Annotated in this window: 16 protein-coding genes; 6 read left to right on the top strand and 10 right to left on the bottom strand. The window is 64.5% G+C overall.

What is annotated here, in order from left to right:
* A partial coding sequence (locus V8201_RS18505) for a carbohydrate porin (RefSeq protein WP_336546223.1) occupies positions 1-327 on the top strand: 327 nt, incomplete at its 5' end.
* 317 nt (positions 328-644) lie between these two features.
* Here V8201_RS18505 and V8201_RS18500 read toward each other — a convergent pair.
* From V8201_RS18500 to V8201_RS18460, 9 genes are all read right to left on the bottom strand, one after another.
* The gene (locus V8201_RS18500) at positions 645-1,592 is read right to left on the bottom strand and encodes a substrate-binding domain-containing protein (protein WP_336546222.1); all 948 of its coding nucleotides are present in this window, start codon (positions 1,590-1,592) and stop codon (positions 645-647) included.
* On the bottom strand, positions 1,589-2,077 hold the full coding sequence (locus tag V8201_RS18495; RefSeq protein WP_336546221.1) for a hypothetical protein: 489 nt from the start codon (positions 2,075-2,077) through the stop codon (positions 1,589-1,591). Before V8201_RS18495 ends, V8201_RS18500 begins: the two co-directional genes overlap by 4 nt.
* A 76-nt stretch (positions 2,078-2,153) precedes the next feature.
* Positions 2,154-5,528 (bottom strand): glycosyl hydrolase, encoded by a 3,375-nt coding sequence (locus tag V8201_RS18490; protein WP_336546220.1) that lies wholly within the window; start codon positions 5,526-5,528, stop codon positions 2,154-2,156.
* Positions 5,525-6,841 carry a family 1 glycosylhydrolase gene (locus tag V8201_RS18485; protein ID WP_373276504.1) on the bottom strand — a complete coding sequence of 439 codons (1,317 nt, stop codon included), beginning with the start codon at positions 6,839-6,841 and terminating at the stop codon, positions 5,525-5,527. The genes V8201_RS18490 and V8201_RS18485 overlap by 4 nt, the downstream gene beginning before the upstream one ends.
* Positions 6,841-7,701 carry an alpha/beta hydrolase gene (locus V8201_RS18480; protein ID WP_336546218.1) on the bottom strand — a complete coding sequence of 287 codons (861 nt, stop codon included), beginning with the start codon at positions 7,699-7,701 and terminating at the stop codon, positions 6,841-6,843. The genes V8201_RS18485 and V8201_RS18480 overlap by 1 nt, the downstream gene beginning before the upstream one ends.
* 22 nt (positions 7,702-7,723) lie before the next feature.
* Positions 7,724-10,027 (bottom strand): TonB-dependent receptor, encoded by a 2,304-nt coding sequence (locus V8201_RS18475; RefSeq protein WP_336546217.1) that lies wholly within the window; start codon positions 10,025-10,027, stop codon positions 7,724-7,726.
* Positions 10,028-10,056: 29 nt separating this feature from the next.
* A complete protein-coding gene (locus V8201_RS18470) occupies positions 10,057-10,902 on the bottom strand; it encodes a fumarylacetoacetate hydrolase family protein (protein WP_336546216.1) in 846 nt (281 codons plus the stop codon).
* Between the two features lie 2 nt (positions 10,903-10,904).
* On the bottom strand, positions 10,905-12,470 hold the full coding sequence (locus V8201_RS18465) for a bifunctional 3-(3-hydroxy-phenyl)propionate/3-hydroxycinnamic acid hydroxylase (protein ID WP_336546215.1): 1,566 nt from the start codon (positions 12,468-12,470) through the stop codon (positions 10,905-10,907).
* A gap of 155 nt (positions 12,471-12,625) precedes the next feature.
* On the bottom strand, positions 12,626-13,510 hold the full coding sequence (locus tag V8201_RS18460; RefSeq protein ID WP_336546214.1) for a LysR family transcriptional regulator: 885 nt from the start codon (positions 13,508-13,510) through the stop codon (positions 12,626-12,628).
* 124 nt (positions 13,511-13,634) lie between these two features.
* Between V8201_RS18460 and V8201_RS18455 the strand changes: the two genes are divergently transcribed.
* Genes V8201_RS18455 through V8201_RS18445 form a run of 3 tightly spaced genes read left to right on the top strand, consistent with a single transcriptional unit; the run spans position 13,635 to position 16,591 of the window.
* A complete protein-coding gene (locus tag V8201_RS18455; protein WP_336546213.1) occupies positions 13,635-14,528 on the top strand; it encodes a VOC family protein in 894 nt (297 codons plus the stop codon).
* 18 nt (positions 14,529-14,546) lie between these two features.
* Positions 14,547-15,545, top strand: coding sequence for a cupin domain-containing protein (locus V8201_RS18450; RefSeq protein ID WP_336546212.1), 999 nt, complete (start codon positions 14,547-14,549; stop codon positions 15,543-15,545).
* Positions 15,542-16,591 carry a nucleoside hydrolase gene (locus V8201_RS18445; RefSeq protein WP_336546211.1) on the top strand — a complete coding sequence of 350 codons (1,050 nt, stop codon included), beginning with the start codon at positions 15,542-15,544 and terminating at the stop codon, positions 16,589-16,591. Before V8201_RS18450 ends, V8201_RS18445 begins: the two co-directional genes overlap by 4 nt.
* Positions 16,592-16,829: 238 nt before the next feature.
* On the opposite strand, the gene V8201_RS18440 is transcribed toward V8201_RS18445, so the two are convergent.
* Entirely contained in the window at positions 16,830-17,990 is a 1,161-nt protein-coding gene (locus V8201_RS18440; RefSeq protein ID WP_336546210.1) for an FAD-dependent monooxygenase, read from the bottom strand.
* Between the two features lie 51 nt (positions 17,991-18,041).
* Here V8201_RS18440 and V8201_RS18435 point away from each other — a divergent pair, with 51 nt between their 5' ends.
* Together V8201_RS18435 and V8201_RS18430 are read left to right on the top strand one after the other, a co-directional pair.
* Complete coding sequence (locus V8201_RS18435) at positions 18,042-18,704, top strand: TetR/AcrR family transcriptional regulator (RefSeq protein ID WP_336546209.1); 663 nt, start codon at positions 18,042-18,044, stop codon at positions 18,702-18,704.
* 632 nt (positions 18,705-19,336) lie between these two features.
* Positions 19,337-20,788, top strand: a complete 1,452-nt coding sequence (locus tag V8201_RS18430; RefSeq protein WP_336546208.1) for a sensor histidine kinase — start codon at positions 19,337-19,339, stop codon at positions 20,786-20,788.
* Positions 20,789-20,879 lie beyond the last annotated feature (91 nt).

Raw genomic sequence — 20,879 nt, 5'->3', positions numbered from 1 at the left:
TTCGTCAAGACCGGGACGTTCAAGGGCCAGGACAATGACACGATCGGGTTCATCGTCTCCAACACCCATTTCAGCGACCAGCAGATCGACTATCTGCGCGACCTGCGCGCCAAGGCGGGCGGCACCGGCGCGCCGCACCACGACGAGATCGTCGGCGAGATCAATTACGGCTGGGCCGCCCTGCCGGGTCTGCGTGTTCTGCCCAACGTACAATATGTCATCAATCCCGATCCAATTTATGCGTCCAAGCGCACGACCAACATTCCAAGCGCCATCGTGCTCGGCGTCCGTATCGACGTGAAACTGGCGCAACTGTTCGGTGGATGAACGACATCTCTGTGTCGAATGGCGCGCCTCGGCTTATGGAGGCAGCCCGAAATAATGACGGCGTTAACTCGGCGCCTGCAACCCTCTGTCCGAATAATCGATAATCGCAAGGCCGCGATACGATGACCCAGAAGCGGCCACTCCGGCGGCTTTATTGGCGTCCCACTTTTTGCCGTTCGTTCATACTACTGCTGTGTCCATCGCCGCATGGCCTGCTGATCTGTGCGGCTTCCAGAAATCGATAAACGCCCAACTCCTCTTCATCACCGCGTGTGGCAAAGTTTCTTCGAGGCTGTGCTAGCACAAGCGGCGCATCTTTAGCCAAACAGTTCGGTGACCGACAACGGACGTGGGGTTAGGCCATCTTCCGTAGCATAGCGCAGCATTGTCTCGAGCACGGCGTGATTGTGGTCGGCGCCGTAGTCCCAGAGCGACGGACCGTAACCGATCGTCGCCTTCTCGATCAGAGCGGGGAGACCCGGCAGCGCGATCTTCGGGTAGTCGCGTTCAAGGACATCTCGCTGCGCCAGCGCCAAGGCCTCGCTGAAAGCCGCCGTCAAGCGAGCCGGCAGGTCGAGATTCGCTTCGACCAGCGCGCGTCTCACCACAACGACATGCATAATCGGGAAGATACCGGTACGCCGCCACCACTCCTGCTGCGCCCGGCCATGGTCGGGCCACATCCGTCCAACGGGGACATCTGGATCGGCGTAGGCGGCGGGCGCGGTCGGACTGATCACCGCGTCGATCTCGCCCCGCCGTAGCAGCGCGTCGAGCGTCTCGGCTGTACGGCGGATGGAGATACCAAGCGGGGGGCTAAACGGCGCCCGGTCGGTGGTTACGGACACGTGCAGACCGCCGGTTACCCATTCCACCGAACGCCGATCCACGCCATGGTCGTCGGCGAGCAGCCCGCGTACCCACAGCGCCGCAGTCTGCTGGTAATCGATCAATCCAATCGCGCGACCGGCAAGGTCCCCCGGCGCACGAACACGGTCGGTGCGCACATAGAGGTTGGGGTGGCGGAAGGCGCGCGAGGGGAAGACTGGCAGACCGACATAGTCGCGCCTACCGGCGCCGACCGCCGCGATGTGGCTTGCCATCGACAGTTCAGCGACATCCCATGCCGCGTCGCGCAGCACCGAGCGGAACAGCGTCTGCGCCTCGACACAGCGAATATCCAGCTTAACCCCCGGGATTTTGACGCGACCATCGAGCAACGCCTCAATTCGGTCGGAGAAAAGGAGCCCGGCCGAGAGGGTCACGCTGTCACCCCGACCAGAAGACGGCGGACGCCGTAGCCAGCAACGGCTGCACCAAGGATCGCACCGTACAACACCTTGGCAGCGAGGACGACGCCAAACGTTAAACGCGGCGGGCCGAAGCTGAACAGAACGGACTGAAGCCCGGTCAGCGCACCCGCCAAGAGGACAGCGACGAGGATCGATCGGCGCACGATCGTCCCGACCGTCGCTAGCGCCGCGCCATTGACCTTCCCCGCGATCAGGCGTTTGCGGGTCAGCAGGCCCGGCACGAGCATGCTCATCAACGACACCATCAGCGTCTGCGGAACGGCGTCAAGGACGAGGCCCCCGGGTCCCCACACGGGCACGGTCGCGTGACCGCCAAAGACGATGAAGACGAACGCCGCGCTGAGGATCGCGTTGATGGTCGCGCCGATAACGGTCTCGACCGCGAGATAGCGGCGCTGCGCCGCTGTCATCGGACCGCGCGATTCCTGTATCGGCATTGGGGACTCGCTACGCACGTTGTTAGCATGGATGTTCCTCATCCTTGGCTGATCGCGGCACCGTGATGCGCAGCGACTATCGTGCGGTTTCCGCCACCAGCGTCACAGGACCAATCAGCCCCGAAGGCCGTAGCGGGGCATCGGCGCGATAGGCGGGCATCGCCGTCCATGTGACCTTGGTCGCACCGGGCTGCGCATCGCCAATCAGCCGATTGACCCAGAGATTGGCCACGCGCACCTCGATCCAATTCCGGCCGGGCTTCAGCGCCATGGTGACGTCCAGACGGTAGGGCGCGTGCCAGGCGGTTCCAACCGCGATACCGTTGACGCGAACCTCCGCGACGTCGCCGACTGCGCCGAGATCAAGGAACCGCGGCTCGACACGAGCGGCGCCAGGTACGACACTCTCGTTCGTGTACGTCGCCACTCCGGAGAAATAGCGAATGCCCGGAGAGGCGCTGCGGTCGAGCGGCGCGAGGGTGGCAAGGTGCGTCTCCGCGGGCGCTCCTCGCCCAGACTGGAAGCGCACCGTCCAAGGCCCGGTAACGCTGGCAATTACGCGCGACGCGGCGGCCGGGACTGTGACGGAAGGAGACTCGGCGGGGCGGCGGAACACGACAAACACCGACTCCTCTGCACCCAGCATGATTGGAACGACCGTCCGACTGGCTTCGGTCCGGTATGATACCGGCGAGATCGTGCCGCTGTCCGCGTGCCAGAGTTCGGGCATGCGCCCCGCGACACGGAAGCGCACGTCCCGCATCACCGGCGTCGTGCCGCGATTGGCAAGAAAATACACCTCGCCATCGGGCAGCGTACGATGCGCAAAGAGTAGCGGTCCTCCGGCTCCCGCGCCGGCGTAATCCATATCGGGTGCGACACCGATATGGGCGAGCCCCGCCTCGACGTCGCGGCCAGCGATCACCCGTCCCTTGCCGACCTGCGTGTCGGCACCACTGCCCCACAAGCGGCGGACGAGCGCGGCAAAGGCGGCGGGATCGTCCTGCAATGAGGGCGAGCCGGTCGGCGCCTCACCGATCACGGTGAGCCCCGCATCGACCAGCTCGGCGATGCGCCGCAGCGTCGACAGCGTCATTCGCACCGAGCTGCCGCCCAGGTACAACGCCCGGTACCGGGCTCCGCTGCGCGCTGTGAGCAGCCCGTCTTTCATGTCCAGCACCGACACGAGCGATGGAGCATCCACGAAGTCATAGCCATAGCGCACCGGCACATCAGCGAGGGGCGCCTGCGCGTAGAGCGCCGTCAACGGCGCCTCCTCACCGAAGAAATAGGCCACGTCCGCCTGGGCACGACCCTGCTGGAGCAAATAGCTCGATCGCGCCATGTAATCGACCCATGGCCGCGCCATGCCGGCCCAACTTTCGTGCCGGTTGAAATACTGGCCGAAGATAGCGAGCGATAGGCCGGGCTGCTTGTCGTCGACGGGCTGATGCACCGAGGTATGGATGACCGGTCGATTGACTCCGAGCGCAAATTCCATATCGATGACGTGGCGCAGGTCCGCCGGCGCGAACGCCCATGGCGAGAAGCCCGACGTCATCGACTCCGCCGCCACGAGGTTCTGGCCATAGAGATGCGCAACCGACGCGGCACCGCGTATATCCCCGATCAACGTCGGACGAGGGTCACCGCCGTGCGGGAAGGTCCACATCGCCGCCATCGGCACATCCGCATAGGCGCGCATCGCAATGTCGTCGCCAAGGGCTGGCCGGCTGTCTTCCAGGGCCTCGCCATAGACCTTGAGGCCACGGCCATGCGCGACCTTGGCGATCGTGCCGTAATGCTCACGAGCGAGAAGGTCGGCGAGCGTCTGCCGGTAATCGCGCAGGAACCTGTCGCTTCGCACGTGCGATCCGATCACCGCCCCGGTCAATGCCGGCAGCCATGGCACCGGATCATAGCCCCGCAGCGACCGGAAGGCGGCGATCATTTGCGGCGTCCAGTTGGCATCGCCCGCCTCGAAACTATCGGTGACCAGCGCCTGCACGCCCCTGTCCCCGATCAGTTCGGCTCCCGCCGCATCGCGGTAGGTATCCAGATAGCGATCGAGGTAGCGCGTCACCGCGGCGCCGTCATATTTGTCGACCTCCAATCCGGTGGCCTCAGGACTTGCGGGATGATTGGTCGTGCCCAGCAGCGATGTGCCAAGCCGCACGATCCGCCAGCGGCCGGCGGGCGGCGTCCAGTCGAGCGTTCCATCGGCACTCATGTGCCGCGTCACGTCGATCACCCGCGCCGGATCGACGCCCGCCATGTCGGGGGTATCGCGGCTTAGCGCGTCATAGTCGATGACCGTGGCAAAGCCGGCCTTCGCCTCGAAACGGTCGACTTTCGCCTCTGCGGACAGGCGCAGTTGCGCGATCGCGAGCGTGGCCGCCGGCGGGGCACTCGGGAAGAGGCCCTCCATCTGCGCGCCTGGGGCCGGCGCGCCGAGCCCGACGCGCTTGGGCCTCGTATTGGGGCAGAGGACGAGCCGAAACGCGCGGGCGGTTACCGGGGCGAAGCCGACCGTCGTCGGCACGTTAGCGAGCGGCAGCGATGCGATGGGCCGCCAGCCGCCGTCCACCTGCGCTTCGAGGATCGGGAGATATTCCGGATCGCCGAACGCAGGCAGGGCCCGCGGGATGAACATAGTCGCCGATCGGAGAGTGACGGGCGCGGCATAGCGCAGCGTCAGCACGGCTGGCGCACTAGTCGTGCCCCGTGGCAGGGCCACCGCCGTCGAGGGGTCGTCGTCGACCAAGGCGGCGAGATCACCGCTCGCTCCCTCCATCACATTCGGCCTCGCCGCGTCGGCGACGGTCAACGGATAGGCGAGCACCGCGACATCAGCATAGAATTGCCCCCGCGCCGAGCCGGCCGCCTTGGCATCGAATTCAGCGAGCGAGTCGAAGAACGGCAGCGACTGAAACGGCCCGGTGACGCTCGGCGGTGCGGCAAGCGGCGCAGTCGGGCGACGTCCTCCCATCACATCCGTTTCACTCCACACGAGCTTCTTCATGCCGTCCGCCGGCGGCACCCAAGGCCCGCCGGTTTCGCTCCAGCCCGGCGATGCCGCGATCGCCAGTTCCAGGTCGAGCCGCTGCGCCGTCGTTGCGGCAAAGCGAAAAGCCTGTTTCCAGGCAGGGCTCATATAGGCGAGCCGCGTCTTCACCACTTGGGGCGTCATCAGATTGGCATCGAATGCCTGTACCCCGCCGAGCCCGATCGCCTTCATCCAGGCGAGATCCTTGGCGATCCCGTCTTCGGTGATATTGCCGTTCAGCCAATGCCACCACGTGCGTGGCCGGGCGGAGGCAGGTGGATCGCGAAAGCCGTCGACCAACGCGTCGGTCGCGGCAGCGGTGGTACCGCCGGTATCGTCACCCCTCGCTTGCGCTTGAGCTGCACCCGAGATCAAAAGGCCAAGCGCAACGAAGCCGGCCTTCATATTGCGTTCCGCCGTGCGATGGCGCCATAGACTGCGGCGCTCGGCTTAGGCGTCCGCTTCCAGTTTGTGCGATCAACGGCGCACAGCCCGAACCGGCCCTCGTCGAAGCCGGCTCCCCATTCGTAGTTGTCGAGTAGCGACCAGTGGAGGTAGCCCTTCACCGGCACCCCCTCGTCCATCGCCACCTTGAGCTCTCGCAACGCCGCTGGGATGAGCGCTGCTCGCACGCTGTCGTCATTAGTGCCGACACCATGTTCGCTGATCAGTACCGGTACGCCCGTCGCCTGGTGAGCATAGCGGACCGCGCCGGCAAGCGATGGCGGATAGACTTCTGCGCCGCGGAAGTTGCGCGGGCCGCCCGGCGGTGCAGCGACCTTGCCTTTGGCATCCCAGATGTTGCGCTCGTAATTCTGAATGCCGACGAAATCATCGTGCTTCGCCGCCTCCAGCCATTCGCCGTACAATTCGGCGCGCTTTGAGTCGCGGAGGCTGTTGGGCCCGACTGCCTGGTCGTCGGCCATCGCCAGGCTGACGCCAACAGGAAGATCCGGGCGCACCGATTTAATCGCGTCGCGCGCGCTCTTGTGTCCCTGCAGCATGCTGGCGGTGACCCTGGGCACATCCTCGGGCAATACGGTGTTGGCGACGACGAACTTGGGCACGTTTGCGGCCCGTGCCGCGGCTGCAAGATTGGCGCGCAATCCGCCCACAAATTGGGGCGGCAAGACTAGCGGCAGCAATTTGGCGAGATTTGGCTCGTTGAAGGTCGTGGCCATCCCGACGTCCGCCGCCAAATGACGTGCGGCACGATCACAAAAGCGGGTGAACAGCGCCGGGGATTGCGGATGCAGCCAGCCGCCCTGCGCCGCAAACCAGCGCGGCGTCGTATAGTGGTTGAAGGTCAGCACTGGCGTAATGCCGCGCGCGCGGCAGGCCTCGATGATCCGTTTGTAGTGATCGAGCATCGCGAGCGAGAAGTGTCCCTCGTCCGGCTCGATCCGCGCCCATTCCAGGCTGAAACGATAGCTGTTGAGCCCGATCTGCTTCACCATGTCGAGGTCGGCTGGCCACTGCTCGAAACTGTTGACCGCGTCGCCAGACCGTGCGCCGGTGATCGTCGGCGTCACGTTCTCGAGCAGCCACTGGTCGCTGTTGACGTTGTTGCCCTCGATCTGATGCCCCGCGGTCGAGGCGCCCCACAGGAAGCCCTTCGGGAAGGAACCGGTGCCGCGTGGCTGCGCGACAGCCGGCAGGACCGCAGCGACGGCCGTCGTCGCGACGGTGCCGCCGATGAAATTGCGACGGTCGAGGATCATGGCAGTTCTCCGATGAAGGCGAGGATCTCGTCGGCAAGCCGCGTGTCCGCGGTGCCGAGATGATAGGCGAGGCTGAAATGATTATGCCCGGAGCCGTAGAAGACGCGCGGCAGCCGCCCGTGATGCGCGAACCGCGCGGCGCACAGGCCGAGTGTTTCCGCTTGGAAGCGGTGCGGATCATATTGCGAGCAGGCGAGCAGCATCGGGAGAGTTGACACGGTCATTGCCGCAGCGACGCTGCGCCCTGCTTCCTCGGTCGCCCGCCCGAAGTAAAGGCGATCGCGCTCCTCCAGTGGTGCGAAGCCGTACAGGCCGGACAGGAGTACCGCGGCGGCCGCAGCCGTGCTGTCCTGGCGCATCTGCAGATGCGTCGCGACGTGCGCCGCGCCCGCGGATGTCCCCATGACGCAGATCCTAGCCGGATCGCCACCATACTCCCCAGCGTGAGCGGCAAGCCAGTCGAGGGCGGCGCCGACGTCCTCGCCCCCGGACGGCCAACCATGGTCCGGAGCGAGGCGGTAGTTCATCACTGCTCCCACCATGCCGTGGCGCGCGGCCCATCGCCCGGCATGCGCGTTGAACGGATGGCTTGCCGACGCCTTCTCACCTCGCACGAAGCCGCCGCCATGCACCCACAGCAGGATCGGGCGATCGCGTTTGTCGTCCTGCGGCAGATACAGGTCGAGCCGCTGGCGCGGATCCGGGCCGTAGGCGAGATCGGCCGCAGCGACCGGCTGCGCCGCGGCGAGCTGGTCCTGCTCCACCCGGAAGAGGTCGTGCACCGCAGCCAACACTACCGAGCCGAGTTCGACGCCCAGCGCGGCGATAGTCTCACGCGCGTCTGCCGGCTGCATCATGTCCTGTCTCCCCCGAACCGGCCTAGAATTTCGCGTCCAGGCTCAGGCCGATCTGCCGATAGGATTGCGTGCCGTAGATCGCACCGACATTCGTCGCGCCGCCATAGGGGAAGTCGCTCTGCATGAGCTGCGGTTCATGCACGTTGAAGAGATTACGCGCGAACAGCGCCAGTTGATACCGGTCGTCCTCAGTGCGCACGCCGACACGACCGCCGACGAGCCAGTGCGGCCGGAATGTCGTCTCGGCGCGGGAGTTTGCCTCGTAGCGGACGCGCGACTTCCAGACCGTGTCGCCGGCGAGGAACGCCTTGAACCTGTTGGTCACCGTGCGTTCGTACTCACCGGAGAAGGTGAACTTGTACTCGGGCGCATAGGCGAGCTGGGTATCGCCGATGTTGGTACCATCGGTGCCGAGGAAGTTCTTGGGGTAGGTCGCCTTGGCCCAGATGAAGCCGGTGTTGATCGACAAGCCGTCGACGACCCGCCCGAACAGGTTGATCTCAGCGCCGCGTGACTTCACGCCGCTGATGTTGGTCTGGACGCAAGACAGGGTTGCGGTCGTGCTGATCGTGCACTGCTGCGCCTGGAAATCCTTGATCTTCTGGTAGAAGGCATTGAGGTCGAGTACCCAGCCCTGCAGCAGCGTCGCCTTGATCCCCGCTTCGTAGGCGGTAGGGATCTCAGGTCGGACGACATAGGGGAGTAGCGGCAGCGTCGGCGTCGCAATCTGGCCGCCCTTGAAGCCGCGCGACGCGGTCGCATAGAACATCGCGTTACGACCGAGGTCATATTGCCCGCCGACGCGATACGATACGACTTCAGTGCTGAAGCGCTGGAAGTAGTTGGGCGTCGCGGGCGTGGCGAGATTGACGCGATCGAGCGAGAGCTTGGCGCTGGTCAGGCGGCCACCGACGATCAGCCGCAGTGCATTGGTGAGGTGGGCCGTTCCCTGTCCGAATACCGCGAGCGACTCGTCCATGATCCGATCGGTCGCGCCCGGCTGTTGGGAGATCGGGATCTGCACGCCGGGAGCTGGAATCAGCGTGACCGCGAGGGTTTCAGGATCTCGGTTCTGGATCTGTCGCGAGAAGAAGGCACCGACGGTATATTCCACAAACTGATTGGCCGGCGACGATGCTCGGAACTCCTGCGTGAACAGGCTCGTGCGGCGATTGACCGGCCCGTTGGCGACCTGTAGTTCGAGTGGGTCAGCGCGGAAAACGTCGGTTGCGGCACCGAAGCCTGTTTCCTCGCTCCGGCGATAGGCGGTGACCGACGTCAGCGTGAAGGGCGTCGCCTCATAATCCACTTGGAACGAGCCGCCATAGACCTTCGTCCGGCCGACGTAGGACTGGCTGGTGCAGTAATCGCGGTTGCCCTCGCCGACAGTCACCCCACAGCTGGCGAGGCGTGCGGTGATGCCGGTCGCATCGAAGGCGGCACCGCCGAAGATCGCGCCGGGGCCACCAGCACGGACGAAGGTGAAGAAGTCACCGCCATTCTCGGCGCGCGAACGGCTGTAGTCGCCGATCAGATTGAACGTCAGCTTGTCGGTTGGTCGCCACAGCAGCCGGGCGCGGCCACCATAACGATCGCTGTCATTGAAATCACCGGTCGTCGCGTTGCGGTTCGGCCCCTGCCGCAAATTGCCGAAGCCCGAAATACGCACTGCGGCATCGCTGCTCAGAGGTACGTTGACGAGTCCCTGGACGATTTGGTTGCCGAACTTCGAGCCTAACGTGCCTTCATTCGACAGTTCGGTGCGCACGCGGGCACTGAAGCGCGTGGGATCGGGGGCGTTGGTGGTGATGTTGATGACGCCGGCCGACGTCGTCAGGCCGAACAGCGTTCCCTGTGGCCCCTTCAGTACCTCAATACGGCCGACGTCGAAGAGATCGGCGATGTTTGCATTGCCTTGACTGACCTGGTCGACGACGATGCCGACCGAGGCAACCGCACCCGCCGAGAAGGTCTGCGTACCGATGCCGCGCAGTGATCCACCGCCACCGGTGTTTTGACCCGGCGCCTGCTGGATTTCGAGGCTTGGCGAAATACGCGCGAGATCGTTGACGGTGTTGACCTGCTGACGCTCAAGCTGTGCCTGGTTCGCAACGGTGATCGAGATCGGCACATCGACGACGCGCTCGGAGCGCCGCTGTGCCGTTACGACGATATCACTGCTTTCGGGCTCGGCGGGCGTGGCAGTGGTGGTGCCATCCTGCGGTACGGCGGCCGGTTCGGCGGTGGCCGCTTGCTGGGCGGCGGCTGGGCCTGAGAATGCCACCATCGCCGTCGTTGCAAGCGCGATCTGGATCGTCAGCTTCATGTTTTCCTCTCCTATGGGGTGCCGCCGGTTCAGCCGGTCTGGCGTTCGTTCTCGATTTCGTTGGTCAAGGTGCCGATCGGGCCGATGGCGACTCCCACCCGGTCACCGGCCTTCATCCACAACGGAGGTTCTCGCTTGGCGCCCACACCGCCGGGCGTACCGGTCGCGATCACGTCTCCGGACGACAGCGGCGTGAAGGCGGAGACGTAGGCGATGATCTTCGGGATCGGGAAGATCATGTCGCGGATCGGCTGATCCTGGACGACGTCGCCATTCAGGCTCGTGACGACGTGGACGTCGGCGAGTTCACCGGCTTCGTCGGGCGTCACCAGGGCGGGACCGAAGGCGCCGGTGCGGGGGAAGTTCTTGCCGGGGATGAATTGCGTGGTGTGCCATTGCCAGTCGCGCAGGCTGGCGTCGTTGAAGCAGGCGTAGCCGGCGATATGATCGAGCGCGTCGGTCTCCGTGATGTGCCGACCGCCGCGTCCGATAACGATCGCCAGTTCGCCCTCGAAATCGAGATGGCTCGACACCGTCGGCAGCATGATCGGCTGCCCATCCGCTACCAGTGTGTCGGCGAAGCGCGTGAAGATGGACGGGTGATCGACCTTGGCGCGCCCGGTCTCCTGGCGGTGGCTCTCGTAATTATGGCCGACGCATAGGATCTTGCCGGGATTGGGAATGACCGGCAGCAAGGTGACGTCGGCCAACGCCAATTCGCCATGATGGTCGAGCCTGGCAAGCGTACCCGCTGCGATCGCGGCCTTCAGGTCAGCGGGAGCGCCCGCGGCCGCGCCGTAATCGAGAATGCGGTCACCCTCAATTCTGCCGTAGCTTGCAGTGCCGTCGGCGCGGCGAAAACTGACAAAGGCCATGGTCAGGCTGTTCCTTCCTGAAGGGTCTCGGCGGGCTGCCTGACGGAGTGGAGGTGAATCTCGGCGGATCGGACCAAGCCGGCGATGTCGCCGTCGGTGGTCCCGAAGACGTAGTGATCAGGGCGAACCAGGACCGCGCGGACATGCCGATCCGCGAGCCAGCGCGAGAGCGTGCCGTCGTCCGCCACGTCCGCCACCGATACGACGGTGATCCCGTTCAAGCCGTCGGCTTTGCTGCCCATGCCGTCGTCCGTCACGAACAGACGCCAGCCCCCCCCGAAGGCGTCGTCGAGCAGTCGCGTGCCGACCTGCGGCTGGACGAAACGCTCACCCGCACCAGGCGTGTCGAACGCGAGCACGCCGTCGCGATAGGCAGGAATGAGGTCCGCTGCGGTCCCCCCCTGCCCGCAGCGCGCGCGTTCGCGCATCGCCGCGTCGCGTTGCCCGGCGCGATCGACGTCGAGCTCGCAAATGTAGCGCCCCGCGTCGATCGCTGCGGAGACGACGCTGCGGACATGAGGGTCGCGCTCCGCTGCATAAGAATCGAGCAGGTCCGCAGCGCTGATCCCGCCAATCACCCGCTCGAGCTTCCAGACGAGATTGGCGACGTCGCGCATTCCGTGGCACATGCCCTGACCGAAGAAGGGCGGCGTCTGATGAGCCGCGTCCCCAGCGAGAAAGACGCGGCCATCCCGCCAGCGCTCGGCGATCAGGCCGTGGAACCGATAGGTCGTCGCGCGCACCAGCTTATGGGGGACTTCACCGAGATAGGGCTGGATCAGCGCTGCGACGCGATCGGCACGCATCATCCCGTCGTCGTCCTCGCCTGGCAGCAGCATGAACTCCCAGCGGCGCATCGTGCCGCGCCCGGGGACGATCGTCGCCGGGCGCGCCGGATCGCACATCATCACCGACAATTGCTGGATGTCGGCGCTGTCTGGCACACCCCACAGATCGGGGAAGCGGACCGGACCCTCGACCTCGGCGTCGACGACCAGCCAGGGCTCCTCGAAGTGCAGGTCCTCGAGCACGATGCCGAGCGTCTTGCGCACCACGCTACGCGCGCCGTCGCAGGCGATCACCCAGCGCGCACGCTGCTCGATCGCGCCGTGTTCGCCGGCGAGTTGCAGCGTAACGCCATCGTCGTCCTGCTCGAAGGCGGCGAGCTCGACCCCCATCAGCTGCGTGACCTGCGCAAAGCGGCTGAGGCCGTCGCGAAGCGCCGCTTCAAGCTCGGGCTGATAGAAGAAGTAGTCGTTGGCCCAGCCGAACGGCTTCGGCCGACCCGCCGTGCCCATATAGCGGATCACGCCGTGATCAGCGCCGACGTGGAGATGCCCCTGCGTCTCGCGCATGGTCGGGGCGATGGTATCAGCCAGGCCGGCATCCTGGAACAGGCGCATCATCTCATGGTCGAGGTGGACCGCGCGAGGTAAGGGATGCGGGTTGGCGTCACGATCGATTACCAGCACCGACAGTCCCGCACGGCCTGCCAGATTGGCCGCCAGCGCACCAACCGGGCCGCAGCCGATGATCGCGATGTCGAAGGCGGGAGTCTGTGCGCTCACCGACCGCCGCCATGACGCAGAGACTGATACGGGCGGCAATCGTGCGTCATCAGTTCGTCTCTCCGAGCGCTCTTCCTGGCGGTGAGGAGAAAGTGATCTGCTCTAGGGATAATGTAAAATATTGCTTTTTTGCATATCCATAGTCTCCGCCTATGCTACTCGTCGGTGATCGCGTCGAAGAAGTCCTGTCCCAATCTGGAGAGCTGACGGCCGCGCAGCGTGCGGATGCCGATGCTTCGGGTGATCGGTACGCCGACGATCGGCAGCGCCCTCAACAGGCCAGACTGTACCTCAGGTTCGACGACGCCGCGTGGCAGGACGGTGACGCGGCGCCCCTGCTGCACGATCGCTTTCGACGTCAGGAGGGAGTCGCAGCGAATGACGTCGGCCGGTACTGGCGTCTCCGAGGCGAGGAACAAGGCTTCGATCTGGCGGTGAAAGGCGCCGGCCGCTTGCGGTAATACCCACCCCAAATCCGCAACCTCCGCAAGTGACACGCTCTGCCCCAGTCCGTCATTCAGCCGTCCGACGATCAACGAGAAGGGATCGCGCGCGATCGACCATTCATTGATGTCAGGGGGTGGTGCCTCGATCCCCGTCGTCACCACCGCGACTTCAATCTCACCACGCCGTAACAGGTCGATGAGCTGGGCATCGGCGCGCTCGATTACAGTCAACGCCATATGGTCGGACCGTTCCATTCGTATGATCGCGGCGGGGACGAGGCTGACCAGCGCGCCCGGCGTGCCGCCGATGCGCAAGGGGCCGCGAATGCCGGCTTCGGCCAGCGCGACAGCCCGTTGCGCATCCACCAAGAGCACCTCCATCATCTCCGCCCGACGCCTCAGCGCCTCGCCCGCCTCGGTGAGGGTAATTCCCTGCCGAGCGCGCGCGAAAAGACGCGTCTTCAAACTGCGTTCCAACTGCGCGATCGCAACCGACACCGACGGCTGTGAGATATTCAGGCTACGCGCGGCACCACTGATCGACCCTTCGACGCACACTGCAAGAAAAGTGCGCATCAGGCGGGGATCGATCATACGCAACCTTTCCGTTCCATAGGACGGGCCTATGCTTCTCCTAAGAATGCGTATTTGCCACATATAGCGGCGTGCCGCCATACTCTGTCGTGCCGCGAACCGGCGGCAGGAGAGATGCGCGGCGATGAGCGAGAAATTTCCGATCACGGGTCTGCGCAGCGTCGACTTCGACGTACCCGATCTTGCCGCCGCGGCGGCTTTTTACACCGATGTCTGGGGCCTCGCGATCGCCGACCATGGTGAGGACGTCGTCTGGCTGCGCGGCACCGGTTCCGACGCCTATCTTCTCGGCCTGCACTCCGGATCGACGCCGGCGATCCGGTCGATGACGTTCCGCGTTGCTCCCGGCGCCGATGCCGAGGCACTCGCCGCAGGGATGATCAAGCAAGGTGCCGAGTTGATCCAGCCGTTGGCGGCGACGGATGAGCCCGGTGGTGGATCGATGCTCGCTGTCCGGGATGCACAGGGTCGGACCATCCGACTGGTCCAGAGCGACACGCCAGTCTCGCCCTTGCCGGCAGCCCCGGATCGACCCGAACGGCTCGCCCATGTCAATTTCAACAGCGACGACGTCACGCGAGACGTCGCGTTCTACGCGGAGGCGCTCGGTTTCACGCTGACCGATCGATCGAAGATGATGGCCTTCGTCCGCACCAATAGCGATCACCACTCGATCGTCATCGCCGACGCGCCGGTCAACACGCTGAACCACGTCGCCTTTCAGATGCCGACATGGGAGGGTGTGATGCGCGCATCGGGCCGGATGGTCGATCACCATTTTCCGATCGGCTGGGGGCCTGGCCGCCATGGCCCCGGCAACAATGTTTTTGCCTATTTCGTCGATCCGTTCGGCATCGTCATCGAATATACCGCAGACGTCTTGCAGGTCGACGATGATTACCGCGTTGGCCGTCCTGAGGACTGGACATGGCCGCCGGGACGCAGTGACCAATGGGGCATCGCGCCGCCTAAAACGCTGGAATGCAAGGCGGCGCAGCTCGCCATTCCCTTCGCCTGAAATAAACGAGAGGACGCCATGATCGACATAGCCACTTCTGGCAGCCTGCCCGCTTCCGGCGCCTATGTGCTACGAGCCGGCGCCGGACTGTCCCACCTTGTCGCCGGTCAGGTGATCCGCACGCTTGCCGGCGTCGAGCAGACCGGGGGCGGGTTTGGCGCCGTGGTCGCCGATTGTCCGCTGGACCGCGGACCGATCCCGATGCACTGGCACGAGCGCGAACACGACACCTGGTTCGTCACCCGCGGCCGGCTGCAGGTGTGGGCGGACGACCAGTCGCGCGTGCTCGCCCCGGGCGATTTCGCCTATGTGCCGCCGCGCGTTACGCACAGCTACCGCAGCGTCGCGCCGCGCACGCAGTTCTTCGGAATCGTCGCACCCGGCGGCTGGGAGCAGTTCTTCGTTGATGCTGGCGAGGTCTGGGGGATGACCGGGCTGCCTGCCGATGGGCATCCGTTCGATTTCTCACGCATGGGGCCGGCGATGGGCAAGCACCGCATCATGCGGGTCGAGAGTCCGGTCTACGCCGATGCGACGCCGATCGGTGCCGCCGACCAGCAGCTGCCCACCGACACCTCCGCCTATTTCCTCGAGGCCGGCTTCGGCGAGCGCCACAGCCTGCTCGGGCACCTTGCGACCACGATGCTGACCAACGCCCTGACTGGCGATCTCGTCGACATGCGCGTGATCGAAGGCGGGCGCGGCGCGTCGATGCCGGCGCTGCGCCATGCGGCAACGCACGTCTTCATCTACGTGCTCGACGGTCTGGTCGTGGTGACGATCGGAGGCAGCGAGCACCGGCTGACCGCGGGCGATGCGATCAACCTGCCGGTCGGCACCGCCTATGCCACCGAAGTGCTCAGCGGCACGGCACGATGGGTGCAGACCAGCAGCGGCGGAAACGCCGCGGACCTGTGGTCAATGGCGGGTAGCCCGACGGCCGGTTTCTCTTTTCCCCTCGGCACTGATCCAAATACCTTCACGGTTCCCGTAGGCGTCGACGCGGAGCTCGCATGAGCGACATGGCGGTAACGTCCAATCGCCGAACCATTATCGGCGGTCTGCTAGCCGCCGGGGCTGGTACCATCCTTCCCCGGCCTGCCCGAGCTGCAGAGCCCGTTGCGCGCGTCATCGTCGACAACGACTTTTCCGGCGATCCGGACGGCCTGTTCCAGCTTGCCCACCATCTCCTGTGCGACGGCGTGTCGATCCCCCTTATAATCGGGTCGCATCTACCTTCAGGTTTTGGCGGCAGTCGATCTGCTCAAGAGTCGGCGGCCGAGGCCGCGACGCTTGCCCGGGTCATGCGATTGTCCCTGCGAAGCGCTCCGATTGCAGGTGCCGCGGGCCCTCTGTCCAGCCGCACCGCCTCTCTCCCAAGCGCCGCAACCGCCAGCATCGTGGCCGAAGCGATGCGCGGCGATCCGGCGCGTCCGCTGATCTATGCTGCCGGCGCGAGTCTCACTGAACTCGCCCTCGCCTGGCGCGCCGAGCCCCGGATCGGTCGTCGCCTGCGCCTCGTCTGGATCGGCGGTAAAACTCCACCGGGCGTGACGAACGCCTTGCCCGAGGGAGCGGCGCCGGAATTCAACCTGCAGTGCGATCCGATCGCGGCGCAGATCATTTTCAACGAGTCCGACATTCCGATTTGGCAGGTGCCCGAGGGGGCTTACCGTCGCATGCTGTTATCCGCGGCCGAACTCGACGCGATGGCAGAGGGAGGACCACTCGGCCGCCACCTCAGTGGCCGGGTAGAGGCCATGGCGGCGCGGATCGCTGCAATTCCGGGTGCGCCGGCGCTGCTGCACACCGACGCCCTTGTGCTTGGTGATAGCCCTCTCGTCACGTTGACAGCCCTGGTTCCGCCTATTGCGCCTGACCCATCGTCAAGCCGCTATACCCAAATCCCGACGCCGCGTCTCGGTGTTGATGGCCGCTATACCGAGTACGCCGCTGGGCGACCAATGCGTGTTTACACAGATGTCGATGCGAATCTGACATTCCGCGATATGCAGGCACGCTTCATGCTGCTGAACCGGAGACTTTCACCGCATAAACGATGAGCATCACCGACGGCGTGGTATCGGCTAGTAAGTCAGCAATTACGACATTCTGTATGTCAAACGGCACGCTACCCGCTCTTCTTGACCCATTTGCGGTCATTCGAGGCTTGTTTTTGGCTTCCCAAATTCTGCCGTCTGTTCATGTTGCCAACGGGTAACCTCATGCGCGAGAGGTGAACGATCGAGCCCATCACGCGCGCGACTCATCAGGCCGCAACAACGCAGCCTGGCGAGAAGGCTACCAACCCATATCGCCTGCGGCGATCTCTCGGTTACGCTCGGCAAGCTCATCCTCGTCCGCCGGACACATGGTCGACATGCCGTCGTTGGCCGCCCGCTCCTGAATTTGCTCGACGAACGGCCGCAACCCGTCCTCATAGTGATAGAACGCAGACGCATGATCGTAGGGATAGCGCTCCAGGGCTGCTGCCAGACGACCCGCGCCGATGATGGCCATCGAACCGCCGAGGCCCGCGAGCGGCGAGACGCAATACCCCGCATCGCCCACCAGCACGACCCGGCCACGCGACCAGCACGGCATCCGGATCTGATTGATCCGGTCGAAATAGAAATCGTCGTCCCCAGCGACGGCCGCGAGCATGGCCGGCACCTTCCAGCCCAGATCGCCGAACCGGTCCTTGATCAACCGACGCTGCTGCGCCCGATCGCGATAATCATAGGCGATCTCGCTCTCCGTCCGAAAACCGAAGCCGATGTCCGTACGATCGTCATAGCCGTTGAGCATCGCCATCCGCCCGGGCGTCCGGAAAACCTCTGTCGTATCGGCGGGGAGCAACCCGGTCTCCGCCACGACTTTCAGAAAGAAATACCCGCCCATGAAATGGGTGAACTGATCGCCACCGCCGAATACCAACCGCCGCGTATTCGACCGGTTGCCGTCGCACCCGACGACCACCGCGACGTCACGCTGCTCGCCGTTGTCCAGAGCCACCGCTACCCCGTCCGCGCGCTCGACGAGCCCCGTGATCGACCGGCCGAACAGCAGCTCGACATCGTCCGCCACCGCATCGAACAAGATGTCCAGCAGGTCATCGCGATGGATTTCATACCGTACCTCCGAGGCTTGATCGCCGCCAACTCCCATAGAACCCAGGGTGGAATCATCCGCATTCTTGAACGCAAACCGGCGAGACGGCAGCGCCTTGGCCCTGACACGGTCGATGAGGCCCATCCTCTTCAGGATATCGATCGTCTCACCTTCGATGTCGACGGGTGTGCCACCACGTCGCAACCCCGGTGCCGCCTCAATGATGGTGACCCGATAGCCAAGCCGCCTCAACCCATAGGCGGTGGCTAGACCGGCAAAGCTTGCACCGCTGATGAGGACGGCACCGTAGTCGGAACGAGAGTTAAGCGCGTCGCGGGTTGACGGAACCATGAGGGCATCTCCAAACTGGATATGACATCGATATATACCGAGTATAATTTAATGAGCAATATAGTGAAGGATGCTGGGATGGATCGACGGACCCGGAAGCGCTTGGCGACCCGCCAGACCATATCCGACGTCGCAACCCGCCTCTTCATGGATCGTGGGTTCGATCAGGTAACGATCGACGAGATCGCGAACGCTGCCGATGTCGGGCGCATGACGGTGTTCAATCACTTTCCGCGCAAGGAGGACATGTTCTTCGACCGAGAAGAGGATGCGCGCAATCTGGCGTTCGACACAATCCGTTCGCGCCCGTCAGGAACCTCGCCGATCGAAGCGCTGGGCGCACTGGCCCACCAGATGATCGAACAGCCGTCCGAGACCTTTCCCTTGTTTGAACATACGCAGGCCTTCGTCGAGACGGCCCTGGCCAGCGAGACGTTGAAGGCGCGCGGACGCCAGATGCGCGACCATTTCGTTCAAGATCTGGCCGCCCTCTTCCAGGAAGAGCATCATGACTGGGACGATAATGCCCTCGCACATTTGGCCGCTGGGCTGATCGCCTCGGCGTGGAGCACTGCGTTCCTTCGTGCCCACGCCGAGTTCAGCCGTACGGGCGATGTTCAGGCCGCGAAGCGTGTATTCTTGGTCATCATCGACCGAGGCGTTACCGGCACGCTCGCCGCGCTTGGAGGCACACCGCTGATAGCTACGGCCTGACCCACATCCGGCCATTTAGGGCCCTTGTCCCGCCGCCCAACTTTAGCCGTTCGTTCACGTTGCCGCTGCCCTCACCATAACCGTCAGCTTGATTTTACTGCCGGGTGAACAGCGGACACGATCCTGACTGCGTCGTTGATTGTTGCCCGCTGTTGAGGGGTTCCGCCCGGTATCACCGTCCATACGTCTCCAGGCCCTTCGCGCGTGGCAAGGTGTGCAGCGGACCTATGATCGAGGCCCAGTTGGTCGCGTGATCTCCCGACCTCCTTTTTGCCTCGTCGCTTAGAAGGGAAAGCAGATCATGTGAACGTATCCGTCGGGGCATGCGCCGCCTGGTAGGACCGCACCGGTAAAAAACTTGCTCATCTCAGCGTGCCGAATTTCAGCTGATGCATATGGGATCATCCGCTACCTTGAGACCCAAATTCGGCCGTTCGGCCAATATTCGGCTTTCGCCTAACCGGACCTATGTTCCCATCGATTGAAACTGCCGCCTTGAAGCTCCGAATAAGCGAATTCAACGATGGCGGTTGCGGGTAGATCCCTGACCGCGCGACGCCATCCGGACACGGCGACACATCCGGGACTTTCCCCGATAGTATCTGGAGGTGCGATGCAGCTAGGCAGTGCTCATGCCGTTGCCGCTCCTTCCCCTTGCTCCGTCGGTTCGAACCGCAACGAGTGCAGCAATACCCCGTCTCGGCGACCTGCCGTGGATCGCCGGCTATGCCCTGGCATTCGCCTGTGCGCATCATATCGCTGCGGGTTGGGGCGGTCAGGGTTATTACTCGCTGCTCTATCCGGCAGCGGGTGTCAGACTCGCGTTACTGTGGAGCCGTGGACCGCGGCTGACGATTTCGCTCATCGCGATGGAATTGGTCGTGCAGACGATCGCCGGCATCATCGTCCCAGGCCAGCCCGGCTGGCTTACGGCTTCGATCGGCGTCGCGCGACCTGCATTGACCTACGGCATCGTAGTCTGGCTGGTCCGCCACCTTGCGGCCCGGTCAAGTTCTAGCCTTGGCGTCGCGCCTATGCCGCTGGGCTTGGCCGCCGTGACGGCTCCCGTCGCGGCAGCCATGGTCTCGCTGCCTTGGTCTTTGCTCAGTCCCGAGCTGACCGGTGTCGTCGGCCTGCGGCAGACACTGGCGTCGCTTACCGGTTTCGCCGTTGGCGACATGCTCGGGGTATTGCTGGTTGCTCCGCCGTTGCTCTGGGTCATACAGGCTGCGCAGGACCGGACGCTGGTCCTGTATCGTCCGGCCGCACGACACGTTGCTGCACTGGGGGAAGCTGCCGCGGTACTCGGAGCGGCCATCGTGGCCAGCCTCTCGCTTGTCCGTATCGGCCTCGGTACTCCCGCGACCCCTGCCCTGCTCGCCGTTGCGTGGATTGGCCTGCGGTTCGGGCGTACCGCCAGTTGGTGGGCGATCCTGATCGTGGCGGCCATCGTCCTGCCGTACACCGCCACCGGCATGTCGGTCGCCGAACGGCTCGCGTTGCACATGAGTCTCGCCTCGATCGTAGTCGTCGGTTACCTCGCCGGCAGCTTCGCCGATGCGCAGGCACGGGCTCAGACCGATCTTTCGCGCCGCGACCGCCTGCTGTTCCAGGCGGAACGCCTCAAGACGTTGCGGGCGATGTCGGTTGCGGTGATCCATGAGATCAGTCAGCCGCTTTCCACATTAGCCATCGAGGCGAAACACCTCCACGAGATCACCGTCTCTGCCGATCCGGAGATTGCGCAAACTTCAGCCCTCATTGACCGAAAGGCAGCGGCGCTGTCGACGCTCGTGCGCCGCCTGCGCCGTTTCGGGGGGAGAGCGGTCGACGAACCTAGCGCCCTCCCCGTATCCGCGCTGATCGAGAACGTCGCAGCGCTGACCTCTGCCGAGGCTAAGGCAGCGGGCGTCGTTGTGGAGGTCGTCCCGATCGATCCTGACCTCGTCGTATTGGCTCAGGAGATCGAGCTGGCGCAGGCAATCATCAATCTTGTTCGTAACGCGGTGCAGGCGTGCGACGGTCACGTTGTGCTGTCGGCAAACCGTCACGACGACCAGGTCGTTGTAACCGTCGCGAACTGATGTTCGGATCGAAGCACGCCAAAACCCGGCATGGGCGTCGGTGCCCTTGTTGCCCGCGCAATTGTCGAAGCGCACGGCGGGACGGTCGATC

It is taken from the genome of Sphingomonas kyungheensis (assembly GCF_037120395.1).
GTDB classification, from domain to species: domain Bacteria; phylum Pseudomonadota; class Alphaproteobacteria; order Sphingomonadales; family Sphingomonadaceae; genus Sphingomonas; species Sphingomonas kyungheensis.
This window is presented reverse-complemented; position numbering and strand designations above follow the sequence as displayed.